16 protein-coding genes are annotated in these 13,813 nt (G+C 72.5%); 8 read left to right on the top strand and 8 right to left on the bottom strand.

The window, feature by feature from the left end:
* Window positions 1-51 precede the first annotated feature (51 nt).
* On the top strand, window positions 52-429 hold the full coding sequence (locus J4G33_RS08130; RefSeq protein WP_208055432.1) for a DUF2200 domain-containing protein: 378 nt from the start codon (window positions 52-54) through the stop codon (window positions 427-429).
* Window positions 426-947, top strand: a complete 522-nt coding sequence (locus J4G33_RS08125) for a GNAT family N-acetyltransferase (protein WP_307793807.1) — start codon at window positions 426-428, stop codon at window positions 945-947. Before J4G33_RS08130 ends, J4G33_RS08125 begins: the two co-directional genes overlap by 4 nt.
* Here the strand turns inward: J4G33_RS08125 and J4G33_RS08120 are convergent.
* Window positions 898-1,470, bottom strand: a complete 573-nt coding sequence (locus J4G33_RS08120; protein ID WP_208055431.1) for a DUF4241 domain-containing protein — start codon at window positions 1,468-1,470, stop codon at window positions 898-900. The genes J4G33_RS08125 and J4G33_RS08120 overlap by 50 nt on opposite strands.
* 411 nt (window positions 1,471-1,881) lie before the next feature.
* Between J4G33_RS08120 and J4G33_RS08115 the strand changes: the two genes are divergently transcribed.
* The 3 genes from J4G33_RS08115 to J4G33_RS08105 all read left to right on the top strand — a co-directional run bounded on the left by J4G33_RS08115 (window position 1,882) and on the right by J4G33_RS08105 (window position 3,599).
* Complete coding sequence (locus J4G33_RS08115) at window positions 1,882-2,352, top strand: YdeI/OmpD-associated family protein (RefSeq protein WP_208055430.1); 471 nt, start codon at window positions 1,882-1,884, stop codon at window positions 2,350-2,352.
* Window positions 2,353-2,470: 118 nt separating this feature from the next.
* Window positions 2,471-2,803: a YciI family protein gene (locus J4G33_RS08110; protein ID WP_208055429.1), complete on the top strand. Its 333-nt coding sequence runs from the start codon at window positions 2,471-2,473 to the stop codon at window positions 2,801-2,803.
* Window positions 2,804-2,870: 67 nt separating this feature from the next.
* Complete coding sequence (locus tag J4G33_RS08105) at window positions 2,871-3,599, top strand: class I SAM-dependent methyltransferase (protein ID WP_208055428.1); 729 nt, start codon at window positions 2,871-2,873, stop codon at window positions 3,597-3,599.
* A 20-nt stretch (window positions 3,600-3,619) separates the two neighbouring features.
* Here the strand turns inward: J4G33_RS08105 and J4G33_RS08100 are convergent, their stop codons facing one another.
* Genes J4G33_RS08100 through J4G33_RS08090 form a run of 3 tightly spaced genes read right to left on the bottom strand, consistent with a single transcriptional unit; the run spans window position 3,620 to window position 5,606 of the window.
* Window positions 3,620-4,330: a hypothetical protein gene (locus tag J4G33_RS08100; protein ID WP_208055427.1), complete on the bottom strand. Its 711-nt coding sequence runs from the start codon at window positions 4,328-4,330 to the stop codon at window positions 3,620-3,622.
* Window positions 4,327-5,244 carry an ATP-binding cassette domain-containing protein gene (locus J4G33_RS08095; RefSeq protein WP_208055426.1) on the bottom strand — a complete coding sequence of 306 codons (918 nt, stop codon included), beginning with the start codon at window positions 5,242-5,244 and terminating at the stop codon, window positions 4,327-4,329. Before J4G33_RS08095 ends, J4G33_RS08100 begins: the two co-directional genes overlap by 4 nt.
* On the bottom strand, window positions 5,241-5,606 hold the full coding sequence (locus J4G33_RS08090) for a GntR family transcriptional regulator (protein ID WP_208055425.1): 366 nt from the start codon (window positions 5,604-5,606) through the stop codon (window positions 5,241-5,243). The genes J4G33_RS08095 and J4G33_RS08090 overlap by 4 nt, the downstream gene beginning before the upstream one ends.
* 223 nt (window positions 5,607-5,829) lie before the next feature.
* On the opposite strand from J4G33_RS08090, the gene J4G33_RS08085 reads away from it, so the two are divergent.
* Both J4G33_RS08085 and J4G33_RS08080 read left to right on the top strand, forming a co-directional pair.
* Window positions 5,830-6,471 (top strand): hypothetical protein, encoded by a 642-nt coding sequence (locus tag J4G33_RS08085; RefSeq protein ID WP_208055424.1) that lies wholly within the window; start codon window positions 5,830-5,832, stop codon window positions 6,469-6,471.
* A 106-nt stretch (window positions 6,472-6,577) separates the two neighbouring features.
* A complete protein-coding gene (locus tag J4G33_RS08080; protein WP_307793806.1) occupies window positions 6,578-7,987 on the top strand; it encodes a DUF2252 domain-containing protein in 1,410 nt (469 codons plus the stop codon).
* 24 nt (window positions 7,988-8,011) lie between these two features.
* On the opposite strand, the gene J4G33_RS08075 is transcribed toward J4G33_RS08080, so the two are convergent.
* Entirely contained in the window at window positions 8,012-8,935 is a 924-nt protein-coding gene (locus J4G33_RS08075; RefSeq protein ID WP_208055423.1) for a pseudouridine synthase, read from the bottom strand.
* 77 nt (window positions 8,936-9,012) lie between these two features.
* Here J4G33_RS08075 and J4G33_RS08070 point away from each other — a divergent pair, with 77 nt between their 5' ends.
* Window positions 9,013-10,506, top strand: a complete 1,494-nt coding sequence (locus J4G33_RS08070) for a cryptochrome/photolyase family protein (RefSeq protein ID WP_307793805.1) — start codon at window positions 9,013-9,015, stop codon at window positions 10,504-10,506.
* 24 nt (window positions 10,507-10,530) lie between these two features.
* Here the strand turns inward: J4G33_RS08070 and J4G33_RS08065 are convergent, their stop codons facing one another.
* Genes J4G33_RS08065 through J4G33_RS08055 form a run of 3 tightly spaced genes read right to left on the bottom strand, consistent with a single transcriptional unit; the run spans window position 10,531 to window position 13,768 of the window.
* Window positions 10,531-12,012 (bottom strand): glycosyltransferase family 2 protein, encoded by a 1,482-nt coding sequence (locus J4G33_RS08065; protein ID WP_208055422.1) that lies wholly within the window; start codon window positions 12,010-12,012, stop codon window positions 10,531-10,533.
* The gene (locus tag J4G33_RS08060; protein ID WP_208055421.1) at window positions 12,012-13,274 is read right to left on the bottom strand and encodes a HEAT repeat domain-containing protein; all 1,263 of its coding nucleotides are present in this window, start codon (window positions 13,272-13,274) and stop codon (window positions 12,012-12,014) included. The genes J4G33_RS08065 and J4G33_RS08060 overlap by 1 nt, the downstream gene beginning before the upstream one ends.
* Window positions 13,268-13,768: a response regulator gene (locus tag J4G33_RS08055; protein WP_208055420.1), complete on the bottom strand. Its 501-nt coding sequence runs from the start codon at window positions 13,766-13,768 to the stop codon at window positions 13,268-13,270. The genes J4G33_RS08060 and J4G33_RS08055 overlap by 7 nt, the downstream gene beginning before the upstream one ends.
* Between the last annotated feature and the right edge of the window lie 45 nt (window positions 13,769-13,813).

The following is a 13,813-nucleotide window of genomic DNA, read 5'->3' as shown; positions in this document are numbered from 1 at the left end:
CGTCGGAAGGGCCCTGCGAGCTCCGCGGCTCGACGAGACAGGAGGCAGGTCATGGCGCGGCACCGGATCTTCGGCACGAGCTTTGCGAGCATCTACCCGCTCTACCTCGCCAAGGTCGAGCGCAAGGGCCGCACCAGGCAGGACGTCGACACGGTCATCTCGTGGCTCACCGGGTACGACGCCGCCGGCCTCGAGCGGGTCATCGAGACCGAGGTCGACCTCGAGACCTTCTTCGCCGAGGCGCCGGCGATGAACCCCGACGTCTCCCTCATCACCGGGGTGATCTGCGGTATCCGTGTCGAGGAGATCGAGGACCCGCTGATGCAGCAGATCCGGTACATGGACAAGCTGGTCGACGAGGTCGCTCGCGGCAAGAAGATGACGTCGATCCTGCGCGGCGGGGGTGCCGACGCGGCAGTCGCATCGTGATCGTCCGGGATGCCTCGCGCGAGGACGTCGCGGCGATCTGCGCCTTCGGCCGAGAGCACGTCCCGCCGCACTACGAGCCCCTGATCGGCCGTGCCGCCGCGCAGGCCCAGGTGGAGCGGTGGTGGGGGAGCGACCACGTCAGCGCCGCGACGACCGACGGTCGGGTGGTCGTGGCCGAGGATGCCGGGCAGGTCGTGGGCGTCGGGCAACGCGGCCCGGACCACGTCGTCTACAAGCTCTACGTCCACCCCGGGCACCGCGGGACCGGGCTCGGACCGAGGCTCATCGAGGCTCTCGAGCGGCAGCTGCCTCCCGGTGTCGGGCGGTTGTCCATCGAGCACTTCGCGGCCAACCAGGGAGCTGCCCGGTTCTACGAGCGTGAGGGGTTCGCGGTCGACCGCGTCGAGCCGAGCCCGACCGGGGTGCCCGGGCTGGCGGTCGTCTGGCGGTCGCGGCCGGTGGGCCGGATCACGGACCGACCTCGTCCGCAGGCGGAGGAGCCCCGGGGAGGCCGCTGAGGTTCCACGGCACGACGCCGCCGAAGCTGACCACGCTGACGACGTCCCCTGCGGCGTCCTCGCCCAGGTAGGTCGGGTAGTACCCGTCGCCCCAGCCTGTGCTGAACAGCACGCCGTCGACGCGGTCGCCACTCGACCGTTCGAGGCACTCGTGCCACGTCGAGACGTCGTCGGGATCCGGGAAGAAGGCTGCGATGAACGCCTCGACGACCTCGGTGTCGTCCGGGGCGGCGTCGGGTACGGCGCTCTGCGTCAGGAAGCCTCCGTCGCCCCCGTCGGTCGCGATGCCCAGGTCGGGTTCGCGCGTCCAGGAGACCGGGCTCTTCGGGGAGAGGCGGATCTCGACGAAGGCCACGCGTCGGCCCGAGGTGGGGCTGTCGAGCACCGAGAGGCTCACCGGAGCGTCCCGCACCGTCTCCTCGGCGACACGAGCGGTGACCTCCGGCGAGCCGATCGCTGCGTAGTAGCCCGCACCGGCACCGAGAACGCCGTCCTCGATGTCAAGGGCGGTGGCAGCCTCCACCGCCAGATGGCCGTCGGGGATGTGCTCGCTCCACGATCCGGCGACATCGCGGTCGGCGCCGTCGAGAGCGCTGGGCCTGAGGTTCGTGCGGGAGGCGTCGGCTTCCTCGCGTCCGCACGGGCTGAAGGTGGGGGCGGTTCCGGTCGGAGTCGGTGGCGTGGGCGCCGGGGCGGCGCCTCGCGGTGCGGGTTCGGTCGTGTCGGTGGTCGAGGGAGTCGGGGGAGGCGTGGCGGTCCCACACGCGACCAGCGAGAGGCAGGTCAGCAGGGCAACGGGAGCGATGCCCCGGATGGTGCTGCGAGCCATGCGCACAGCATGGCAGCGCACCTCCCGCAGACGGGCGCGCCAGGCCGATGACTCTCCACGCGACCGCCGGTCAGTACTGCATCGGACCCGTACCGAGGAGACGACATGAGCAGCGTCGACGACACCGGCAAGGCCACGTTCCGCACCACCTTGTGGGCGAGCGGTGGCAACAACGTCGGCATCGTCGTCCCCGACGAGGTCGTGCTGGGCTTCGGTCGCGGCAGGCGCGTCCCGGTGGTCGTGACGATCGACGACAGCTACACCTACCGCACGACGATCGCCTCGATGGGTGGGCGGTACCTGGTGACCTTCAACGCCGAGACCCGCAGGGCCACGGGACGCGGGGCAGGGGACGAGATCGAGGTGGCCCTCACGGTCGACGATGCGCCTCGCACGGTGGAGGTGCCGGCCGCGCTCGCGGAGGCGCTGCGGTCGCATCCTGACGCTGCGGAGGCGTGGGCACAGCTGTCGTACAGCAAGCAGCGGGCGCACGCGCTCTCGGTCGACGGAGCCAAGACGGACGACACCCGCGACCGCAGGGTGGAGAAGGTGCTGGCCGCCCTGGCCGCCGGGTGACGGCGAGCGGGCGCCCGGCCACGCGGCCGGGCACACTGGCCTTCAGGGTCGAGTGCCGGCGTGCGTTCGTGCGGGGCATCCGGCGACGTCGGTCGGCAGCTGCGCGGAAGGACTCGTCATGAAGTTCCTGATCTCGGTGATCGACGACCGGACGGGCTCCGCGACAGCGGACGAGATGGCGTCGATCGACGCCTTCAACGACCGCCTCAAGGCCGAGGGGCACTGGGTCTTCGCCGGCGGTCTCTCCGCGCCCGGCGCGGCCGTCACGATCGACCACCGGGGTGTGGGCGAGGCCCTGCTCACCGACGGTCCCGCCCACGAGTCGAAGGAGTACGTGAGCGGCTTCTGGATCATCGACGCCCCGGACCCGAACATGGCGCTCGAGCTCGCTGCCGAGGGGTCGAAGCACTGCAACCGCAAGGTCGAGCTGCGGGCGTTCCTGGGCGACTGACATCGGGTGCCGAGCGGCGCAGGAGAATGCGCGCGACGCAGCCTGCCCAGCCACCTACCCTGCCGGGATGCCTGACCCGATCTTCGCGGAACCGCGGCTCGCCGCCGTCTACGACCCGCTCGACCCTGACCGCAGTGACCTCGATGCCTACGAGACCATCGTGGTCGAGGAGCTGGGAGCGCGCAGCGTCCTGGACGTGGGGTGCGGCACCGGGACGTTCGCCCTGCGACTGGCCTCGCGGGGGCTCGAGGTCACCGCGCTCGACCCGGCCGCGGCCTCGGTGCAGGTGGCCCGGTCCAAGGCCGGCGCCGACGCGGTGCGGTGGCTCGTCGGCACCGTGGACGACCTTCCTGGCCTCCAGGTCGAGACGGCCACGATGACGGCGAACGTGGCCCAGGTCTTCCTCGACGATGACGAGTGGCACGCCGCGCTCGACGCGACCCGTCGGGCGCTACGCCCCGGCGGCGCCCTCGTCTTCGAGGCTCGACGGCCCGAGGCGCGGGCGTGGGAGGGGTGGACCAAGCAGGCCACCCACCAGGTCGTGGACGTCCCGGGGCACGGTCCTGTCGAGGACTGGGTCGAGGTCACCCAGGTCGACGGCGAGCTCGTCACCTTCGAGTCTCCGACGATCTTCCACGCCGACGGCGCCCGGTTCGAGTCCACCTCGACGCTCCGGTTCCGCTCGCGCGCGGCCATCGAGGAGTCGCTGCAGCACTGCGGGTTCGACCTCATGGACGTGCGCGACCTCGCGCGTGCGCCGGGCCGGGCGTGGCTCTACCTCGCGGGCCGGGCCTAGGGGTCCTTGGAGCACCCGGGTCACCGCACCACGGCAGGGCGCAGCAGCAGCCAGGTCCCGGTGGAGGACAGGGCGATCGCCGCCAGCGCGGCGACGGCCAGCCACCAGAGCTGGAAGGCCTCGGCGATCTCTGCCGCGGCGGGGACCACGACGATCAAGGCGGCCGCGATCACGATCACGACGCCGGCAGCGATGAGCTGCGGACCGCGTGCACCGAAGCGCACCCAGGCCGAGGCGAAGACGCCGCCCACCGTCAGGGCGGTCAGCACCCCGAGGAAGACGATGGGGAGAAGCCGACCGATGTCGCCCGCGCCGAGCACGTAGACGTCGAAGACGTAGAACCCGACGAACCAGTGGTCGGTCGCGCGCTCGACCACGCTCAGCACAGCGAGGATCGCAGCGACGTACGCGGAGGTGATCGCCGCCCAGAGGAGCGTCCCGACGGTGAACGAGCGCCGGGTCGCACCGAGGGTCAGTGCGAAGGGGAAGGTCGTCGCGACCGAGGACACTCCCAGGTACACGAGGAAGCTGAGCAGCGCGTACACGATGCCCGGGTTGCTCTGGGATCCCTGGATCCACTCGGCGGAGCCCGGCTGGCTGCCTGACCGCCAGAACACCAACGAGATCAGGACCGAGAAGACGGCCACCATCCCGGTGATGTAGAGGGGCACGAGGAACGTCGTCTCGCGCCTGTTCATGTGCAGCTTGACGGTGGAGATGACGGCGCTCATGCGCGCACACCCTTCTTCTCGTGGAGGGCCAGGTCGGCCGGCTCGGGCCTGTGTTCTCCGATGGCCGCTACGAGCTCGTGCAGGGAGGCCGGTGCGACGCGGGCCCCGAGGTCACGGGCCGTGGTGCGGGACTCGTCGTCGAGGGCTCCCCAGACCGTCGCGGACATCAGCCCGGCAACCGTGTGGGTGCTCAGCACCGTCGAACGGGCCGTGAGGCCCTGGACCACGTCGGTGGCCCCGCTGAGGGTGAAGGCGAGGTCGCGGACGTCCTCGGCCTCGCTGCTGACGCGGACCGTCCCGCCGTCGAGGATCACGACCCGGTCGAACAGCGCCTCGGACTCCTGCACCAGGTGGGTGGAGAGCACGATGGTGCGGGGGTGCGCGGCGTAGTCGCGCAGGAGCATGTCGTGGAACAGCGCTCGCGCCGTGACGTCGAGGCCGAGGTAGGGCTCGTCGAGCAGCGTGACCGGGGCGCGGGACGCCAGTCCCAGGACGATCGCCACCGACGAGAGCTGCCCGCGCGAGAACTTCTTGATGGGCGTCCTGGCCGGGATGCGGAAGCCGTCGACGAGCTCGGCGGCGACCTCCTCGCTCCAGTGCGGCGCGAAGTCGGGAGCGATCCGCAGCACGTGGTGCAGCCGGTAGTCGTCGGGGTACCGCTGGTTGTCGCGGACGAAGCTGAGCATCGCCAGGACCGACTCGTTCTCGAAGGGTTCCTGGCCCAGCACCTCGACCCGTCCGGAGGAGGGGCGGTCCTGGCCGGCGATGATCGACATCATCGTCGTCTTGCCGGCACCGTTGCGTCCGAGCAGGCCGCAGATCGAGCCCTCGGGGACGGTCACGTCCACGGCGTCGAGGGCGGTGGACTCCCCGAACCTCCGGGTCACCGCCTGCATGTCGATGGCGTTCGTCACTGTTGGCTCGATTCCTCGTCGTCGATCATCTGGCGGAGGGTGGCACGGTCGATGTCCAGCGCGCGGGCCTCCCGCACGAGGGGCGCGACGTACTCCCGACGGAACTCGGCGCGCCGGTTGGTGCGGAGCAGCTCGCGGGCGCCGGTGGCCACGAAGACCCCGATGCCGCGCTTCTTGTAGAGCGCCCCGAGGTCGACCAGGACGTTGACGCCCTTGCTCGCGGTCGCGGGGTTGATCTGGTGGAACACCGCGAGGTCGGTCGCCGACGGCACGGGCGACTCCTCGGGGTGGACCCCGGCAAGGATGTCGTCGGCGATCCGGGCAGCGAGCTGCTGGAAGATCGGTGCGTCCTCCGTGAACATGGAGCCACCGTACCCCATTAGTGGACTAATGGACCTATGGACCTCCGGGTCAGCGCACGAGCCGTCCTGGAACCAGCGGCACGTCAGGCTTGGGCAAGCCCGAGGACGTGCCGATGAGTGTGCATGGGGTCCACAGAGCGACGAGCACCGACCGGCGACGCTCGAACCCTCGGGGGCCTGCACCGCTCCTTGCGCGAGGGCCACCGGCGCCAGGCCCCCAGCCGTGCGCGCTGAACAGGAGTCGACCCCTGGGCTCGCCGTCCTAGGCCGTGCGTTCCTCGCGGCGATTCCCCTCCTGTGGCTGACCGCGTACCTCACGCGACCGCTCTGGATCGACGCGCCCAGCGAGGACGGCCTCCCGGCGCACCCGCTGTCCATCACGTTCTTCGTGCTGTCTCTCTCGATCGGTGCCGTGACGCCGTGTCTCCTGCTGCCGGTCGGGCCAGCGGGGGGATGCACGGTCGAGCCGTCCGGGGTGCTCGTGGTCCCCACGGTGCTCGGCCGGCGCCGTCTCGAGCTCGACCGGCTCATGCGCGTCGGAGCGCTCACGCTCGTCGGGGGTGGCCCGATCGCCCCTGACGTCGTCTGCCTGCGCTACGGGCGGTTCCGCTGGGTGGTCGTGGCTCTCGGGGTCAGCCCTCGCCTCACGTCGCCCCTGCGCGGCATCGTCGAGCGGGCTGCCGATGAGAGACCAGAGATCTTCTCGGCTCGTGCCCGCACCTTGCTCAAGGTTGGTTCTCGACCAGGGTTCCCGCAGAGGCTCGCCCTCGGCACCGTGAGCTTCGTCCTCGGGATGGCCGCCTACGGCGCGTGGCTGTGCCTCGCCTGGGCGTTCGTGCTCGTGGGGTGGATGCCGCACAGCTGACGAGGCCTCCGCGAGCTGCCCAGCGCCCTCCCGGGGCCCGTGCTCGAGTCCCTCGCGACCCGCCGTCTGGTACAACGAGAGCCTGCGACCGGCGGAGGTGAGAGGTGTGCCCACGGGCCCGGGACGGCACACCGTGCTGACCAAGGCGAAGAGCGAACCCTTCGGTTCGCTGCGCCAGCGACCGACCTCGCGCGAGGAGCGGTTCGCCATCGGCAAGGGGCTGCGCCAGCAGGTCACCCGCCGAGCGCTGGGGGAGTGGAAGGCCCCGGACGGTCGGACGGACCCGATCGCGCTCATCCAGCAGTCGCACCGGGGGCGGCGCGAGGACCTCGTCCCCATCCGGGTGGCCCGGATGATCACCTCGCCGTACGGCTTCCTGCGGGGCGCGGCGATCGTGATGGCCGAGGACGTCGCGGGGCTGCCGGCCACCGGGATCACCCCGGTGATCTGCGGGGACGCGCACCTGGGCAACTTCGGCTTCTACGCCTCGCCCGAGGGTGAGCTGGTCATCGACCTGAACGACTTCGACGAGGCCCATCCCGGCGCCTGGGAGTGGGACCTGCGGCGGCTCGTCGCGAGCATCTGGGTGGCCGGTCGGCAGAACTCCGCGAGCGAGGACCACTGCGCCGACGCCGTGATGTCCTGCGTCGCGGCCTACCGGGCGGAGGTCGACTTCTTGGCTGAGCAGCCGCTGCTGATGCGCTCGTACAACCGCCTCGACGTCAAGCGGCTGCACGAGACCGCCTCGGACAAGACCCTCCGCGCCGAGATCAAGCGGGCTGCCCGGAGGGCACGGAGCCGGACGAGCGACCGCGCGCTCCCGCGCTTCACCCACGAGCACCAGGGCCAGCGGCGGATCGTGCAGGAGCCGCCCCTGATCACCGAGGTCCGCGAGCCGGAGCGCGAGCACCTGGCGGCAGCCCTGGACGGCTACCTCGAGACCCTCGCCCCGCACTGGCGGCGGCTGGTGGGCGGCTACACCCTCGTCGACATCGCCCACAAGGTGGTGGGTGTCGGCAGCGTCGGGCTGCGGGCCTACGTCGCGCTGCTCGAGGGCAGCGACCCCGACGACGTGCTCTTCCTCCAGCTCAAGCAGGCGCGCCGGTCCGTGCTCGCCCCGTTCGTCCACGGCGACAGCGCCTGGCACGCCCACCAGGGGCAGCGGGTCGTGGAGTACCAGCAGGCCCTGCAGACCGTGAGCGACCCGCTCCTGGGGTGGGCCACCGCCGACGGCCGTCAGTACTACGTGCGGCAGTTCCGCAACATGAAGGGCACCGTCCCCCTCGACGGGATCGACGCCGCAGCCCTGGCGGACTACGCCGGGATCGTCGGCCACCTGCTGGGCAAGGGCCACGCCCGCACGAGCGGCGCGTCGATGATCGCCGGGTACGTGGGTGGGTCCCGCAAGCTCGACCGCGCCATGGTCAGGTTCGCCCGTGCCTACGCCGACCAGACGGAGGCCGACCACGCCCAGCTGGTCCGTGCCGTGAAGCGCGGTGCGATGCCGGTCGCATGACCGGGTCGGTCCTGGGCGGCCACGTCAGTCCTGGGCGACCAGCGGCAACGACCGCCCGCTGCGGAACCGCCTGGGCTGCCCGTCGACCGGGTCGGTGAAGGCGACCTCAGCCGCGAGGAGCTGCAGGGGGTGGCGGAAGTCGTCGACCGGGACGTCCCGCACCGCCGGGTACAGCGGGTCGTCGACGATCGGGATGCCGAGCCCGTGCAGGTGCAGGCGCAGCTGGTGGGTGCGGCCCGTGCGGGGGGTCAGGCGGTAGACCCCGAGGCCGTCCACCTCGCTCTCGAGCTCGACGAGGGTCTCGGCGTTGACGGGCTCGTCCGGCACCACCTCGGCGCACCAGCTCCCGCGCTCCTTGCGGATGTGGTTCCGCACGACCATCGGCAGCTCCAGATCGGCCCGCAGCGGAGCGAGCGCCCGGTAGGTCTTGTCGACGGCGCGTCGCTCGAAGGCCGTCTGGTACGGACCCCGCCACCGCGCCTCGGTCGCGAGCATCAGCAGACCGGAGGTGATCCGGTCCAGGCGGTGCAGCGGCGAGAGCTCGGGCAGGTCCAGCTCCGCGCGCAGCCGGACGACGACGCTCTGCCGCACGTGCTCGCCCCGCGGGATCGTCGCGAGGAACGGGGGCTTGTCCACGACGACGAGGCGCTCGTCCCGGTGCACCACGTGGATGCGACCCGGCACCTCCGGCTCCTCGCGCAGGTCACGGTGGAACCACACGAACCGTTGCGGCGCGTACGGATCCTCCTCGAGGACCGCGCGCCCGTCCTCGTCGACGAAGCGCCCCTGGGCGAGCATCCCAGGAACGTCGACGTGCTGCGGGAGCCGGTGCGCCAGCCACGCGCCCATCGTCGGCCACGGGTCCGGGCGCTCGCGATCGCGGGGCGGGGTGCACAGCCGCGCAGCGGCGAGGCCGTGGCGTGCCGGGAGCGGTGAGCGGGGAGGCACGGGTCGATGCTACAAACCCGCCCGGCGGCGGCGGCCCAGGTCGCGCGCCGCCGTCGCCGACCACCGAGGATGGTCGCGTGACGTCCTCGCCGACCGACCTGCGCCGCCGGTGGCTCTTCGCCGACCAGCTCGGGCCGCACTTCCTCGACCACCCGGACCAGCCCGTGCTGCTCGTGGAGTCCCGTGCGGTCTTCCGTCGACGGCGGTTCCACCGGCAGAAGGCGCACCTGGTGCTCTCCGCCCTGCGTCACCGCGCGGCCGAGCTGGGAGACCAGGCCGTCCTCCTGCGTGCGGACACCTACGGCGAGGCGCTCGCCCAGGTCGGTGAGCCTCTTGACGTCTGCGCCCCGACCTCACGCGCTGCCCTCGGCCTCGTCGAGCGCCGGCCCGGGCTCGAGGTGCTGCCGCACCGCGGCTTCGTCACCGCGCGGCCGGACTTCGAGCGCTGGGCGACGGCGCAGCGAGGCGGGCTGCTCATGGAGAACTTCTACCGGACCGCGCGACGCGTCCACGGCGTGCTGATGGACGGCGACGACCCTGCGGGTGGGCGGTGGAACTTCGACCACGAGAACCGCGAGCCCCCGCCGCGCACCCCCACCCTCGACGTCCCCGAGCCGTGGCTGCCGCAGGAGGACGAGATCGACGCCGAGGTCCGCCAAGACCTCGATCGCTGGGAGGCCGACGGCGACGTCACCTTCGTCGGGAGGGACGGGCCTCGCCGCTTCGCCGTCACCCGCGACGAGGCCGTGGCGGCCCTCGACCGGTTCGTCGACCACCGGCTGCCGACCTTCGGTCGCCACGAGGACGCCATGCTCGCTGCGGACCCGTGGATGTCCCACTCGATGCTCTCGGCAGCGATGAACCTCGGCCTGCTCGACCCGCGTGAGGTCGTCGAGCGCGCGGAGGACGCCTACCGGTCCGGCCACGCGCCCCTCGCCAGCGTGGAGGGGTACGTGCGCCAGGTCATGGGCTGGCGGGACTACGTGTGGCACGTCTACTGGCACACCGGCCCGACCTACAAGCAGTCCAACGCCCTCGCGGCCCGCGCCCCGCTGCCCACGTGGTTCCGCGAGCTCGACGCCGACGCCGTCGAGGCCCGTTGCCTCCGCGAGGTGCTCGGGCAGGTGCGGGACACCGCGTGGGTGCATCACATCCCGCGTCTGATGGTGCTCGGAAACTGGGCGCTGCAGCGGGGCTACGACCCCGCCGAGCTCACCGACTGGTTCCACGAGTGCTTCGTCGACGGCTACGAGTGGGTCATGCAGCCCAACGTCGTCGGCATGAGCCAGCACGCCGACGGCGGCTTCATGGCCACCAAGCCCTACGCCTCGGGCGGGGCGTACATCAAGCGCATGTCGGACTACTGCGGCGGGTGCCGCTACCGGCCTGACGTCCGCGTCGGGGAGGACGCCTGCCCCTTCAGCGCGGGCTACTGGTGGTTCCTGGACCGCAACCGGGAGCGGCTGGCCCCGAACCGGCGGATGGCCCAACCCCTCGCCGGTCTGGGGCGACTGCGCGACCGCGAGGCCCTCGTCGAGCAGGAGGAGCTGAGGGGCGCGTCGCCGCCCTAGGCAGGTGCGAGCGGCGGAGCAGGGTCACGGTGCCGCTGGGGCGGGTGCCGTGACCGGTGCCGCGGCCGGCCCGAACCCGGAGCGGGTCATCTCGCCCCACACCGACGGTCCCCGCATGAACGTGGCCTTCAGGCGCCACAGGACGGTGACCGGCAGGTAGACCACCTGCTCGGCGACCGCGACGACCAGCAGACGCAGCAGGTCCCGGGTCGAGAGGTACTGGCGCAGGTTGCGTTCCTCGGACCAGATCGCCGTGACGGTCGCGACCAGGCCCGCGGTCATGACGGCGGCGACCAGCGCAGCGCCCAGGACCGGGTCGAACACCCCCAGGGCGACCACCAGGATCATCGTGAGCATCCCAGCTCCCTGGATCAGCGGGGCGAAGAGCTCGAAGAGCACCAGCTGGGGCATCCCGACCATGCCGATGGCACCCCACCGGGGCCGCCCGACCAGGTCGGCGTGCTCCTGCAGCGCCTGGACGAGGCCCCGGTGCCAGCGCACCCGCTGCCGTGCCAGCACCGCCCACGTCGCGGGCACCTCGGTCCACAGGATCGCTTCGGGGACCTGCACCACCCGTGGGCTCGAGCCCGGGTGGGCGAGCCGGTGGTGGCGCAGCAGGCGCAGGGTGATGTCGAGGTCCTCACCCAGGTGGCCGACGGTGTAGCCGCCCACGGCCCGGACGGTCCCGGTGCGGAACAGCCCGAAGGCCCCGGAGACCAGCGTGACGGCCCCGGCGCGGGCCAGTCCCGTGCGGCCGATGACGAAGGCGCGCAGGTACTCGAGCAGCTGGCACGCGGCGAGGAAGCTGCGCGGAACCCTGGCGTCGGTGACGGTGGTGCCTTCGACCGCGCAGTCGTTGATGGGAAGGATCGTGCCGCCGGCAGCCACCACGTCCCGGCCGCCCTCGGTGAACGCGGCGACGGCCAGGCTGATCGCCCGGCGGTCGAGGAGTCCGTCGCCGTCCACCACCAGCAGCAGCGGGCGGGTCGCGGCGTTGATGCCGGCGTTGACGGCATCGGCCTTGCAGCCCCCGGCGTCCTTGCTGATGACCCGCAGACGCACGTCACCCAGCGGCAGGTAGTGCCCACGGACCGTGGCGGTGGTCAGCCCGGCGAGTCCCGGCGGTGGGGGAGCGACGGGCGCCAGGTGAAACGCCTCGACGAGGTGGGCCAGGGTGTCGTCGGTGGACCCGTCGTCCACCACGACGATCTCCAGGTCGCGGTAGTCCGAGGCCAGCAGCGCACGGACGGTCGGCACGATGACCGGACCCTCGTTGTGGGCCGGCACCACGATCGAGACCCCTGGGGGGCGGTTCGTCGCGGTGAGGTGGTGCAGCTGACCGGGACGCAGCGTGCCGCGATGGTCGCGCAGGTGCAGGTTCGCCCCCACCGCGAGGGCCGCCATCGTCAGCTGCAACGCGATGGTGTAGACCGCGCCGATGACGAACCAGGTGCTGATCGCCTCGTAGACCCACGTCGGGGGCTGGACCCACCCGGCCCACGGCATCACCGCGCACCGACCATGTCGGCGACCTGCGGACCCCTGGGCGTGGGGACGGTGGCCACCAGGCCGCCCAGGGCGGCGCGCACCGCGGCGTCCGGATGCCGGGCTGCTGCCGCGTGCAGGACCGTGATCATCTCCGGGCGGGCGGCCAGCACACGGACCGCTCGGCGGGCCCGCTCGGCGTGGACCGGGTCGACCAGGGCGCTGAGCAGCCCACCGGTGACCACGTGCTCCTGAAGGGCGGTGGTGATGGCCGTGGTCACGAACGGCGTCGCCTGACCCAGCAGGCTGGTGAGGACGACGGCTCCGTCGGGGACGGAGGCCAGGGCGGCCGCGGCCCGGTGACGCACGGCCCAGGCCGGGTCGTCCAGGGCAGCGATCAGCAGAGGGATGGTGGTGGGCCCAGCCATGACGCCCAGGGCCGTCGCGGCCAGGGCCCGCACACCCTGGTCGGGGTCGCCCGTCCGGTCTGCCAGAGCGGTCAGGGTCAGCTCGGTGGGGATCCCGGCGAGGGCGCTCACCCCGGCACGACGCAGGGCGGCGTCGGGGGAGCGGGTCGCATCCACGAGCAGGCCCAGGGCGGTGGAGGGGTTGACGGTGTGGGTGACCAGCGAGACCAGCAGCGGTGACCGCGCGCCCCGGGCCCACGCCTGGGTCACCGCCTGACCGACCTGGGGGCTGGGGTGCGTGCGGAGCAGCTCGGCGAGCTCACCGGCCACGTGCGGCTCCTCGTGGGTCAGCATCCGGACGATCGCGCTGGGCGCGGTGTCCGGGGCCGTCGCCAGGTAGGCGCGGGCGGCCGCGATCCGCACCCGGTGGTCCGTGTCACGCATCGCCTGGTGCAGCGACGGGGTGTGGTCCGCCCCACCCAGCAGGCCGATGATCTCGACGGCTGCGACCCGTCGGGCCGGCTCGGCGTGGTGCAGACCGGTCAGGAGGTGGTCGATCAGGTCCAGGGCTGTCGACAGGACCGTGACTCTCTCGCGGTGCTCCGCCCCCAAGGTGGTGGCGACGGAGGTGACGATGTCGAGCACCTCCTGGCGGTGGCGTCCGCGAGCCGTGGCACGCAGGGCGTCCGTGGCAGCACCGGCGTCTCCTCGGCGCAGGCCCAGGGCGACCACGGTCTGGGAACGCAGATGGGTCCGCCGGTCGGCGACCCGGCGTGACGCACGCTCGCGCAGGGCCCGGCCCGCGGTGGTGAGCACGACCAGGGCGACGAGGACGGCGGCCAGGCAGCCCAGCACGACCAGGGTCACGGTCAGCACGTGACAGCCCCCAGCCCTGCGGTCGCGCCGCACGTGAGGTGGTGGCGGCGGAGCTGTGCAGCGACGACGGCGCGGAGCAGGCGCGGGCTCCACGGCCGCGGCAGGACGTGGTCGGCGCCGGCGTCCAGGAGCTCGGCGCCCACCGCGGGGTCCGCCGTCGGGGTGATGACCATGATCGTGGGGTGCGTGCCCTGGGCGTGGCGGCGCACGCCGGCCAGGGTCTCCTCGGCCGGCCCGGCGGCGGTCGGGTCGCCCAGCAGCAGGATCGGGGCCGCGGCGGGGTCGGCCAGCACGTCGGCCAGGTCACGCACGTGCACGCGGTGCCCGGCGCCGCGCAGCACCTCTGCCGTGAGCAGACCGGAGACGTCGTCGCGGTCGCAGACCACCACGTCCGCGCCGTGGGTCAGGCCGAGGTCGACGTCGCGGATGCCCGGCGCGGGAGCCCACGGACCGCCTGGCTCGTGCCCGGGACGGGTCGTGCTGGGCGGGGGCATCAGCGGGTCGTCCTATCGGCGAGGTGCGTGGCGGACCGGTTCCGG

Origin of the sequence: Actinotalea soli (genome assembly GCF_017565425.1) — a bacterium.
Taxonomy (GTDB): domain Bacteria; phylum Actinomycetota; class Actinomycetes; order Actinomycetales; family Cellulomonadaceae; genus Actinotalea; species Actinotalea soli.
Note: the sequence above shows the minus strand (reverse complement) of the source record. Positions and strands in the feature narration are given on the sequence as shown.

Coding starts and splice junctions, on each gene's coding strand:
- J4G33_RS08130 (WP_208055432.1), top strand. CDS start 52: ATGGCGCGGCACCGGATCTTCGGCACGAGCTTTGCGAGCATCTACCCG.
- J4G33_RS08115 (WP_208055430.1), top strand. CDS start 1,882: ATGAGCAGCGTCGACGACACCGGCAAGGCCACGTTCCGCACCACCTTG.
- J4G33_RS08110 (WP_208055429.1), top strand. CDS start 2,471: ATGAAGTTCCTGATCTCGGTGATCGACGACCGGACGGGCTCCGCGACA.
- J4G33_RS08105 (WP_208055428.1), top strand. CDS start 2,871: ATGCCTGACCCGATCTTCGCGGAACCGCGGCTCGCCGCCGTCTACGAC.
- J4G33_RS08100 (WP_208055427.1), bottom strand. CDS start 4,330: ATGAGCGCCGTCATCTCCACCGTCAAGCTGCACATGAACAGGCGCGAG.
- J4G33_RS08090 (WP_208055425.1), bottom strand. CDS start 5,606: ATGTTCACGGAGGACGCACCGATCTTCCAGCAGCTCGCTGCCCGGATC.
- J4G33_RS08065 (WP_208055422.1), bottom strand. CDS start 12,012: ATGCCGTGGGCCGGGTGGGTCCAGCCCCCGACGTGGGTCTACGAGGCG.
- J4G33_RS08055 (WP_208055420.1), bottom strand. CDS start 13,768: ATGCCCCCGCCCAGCACGACCCGTCCCGGGCACGAGCCAGGCGGTCCG.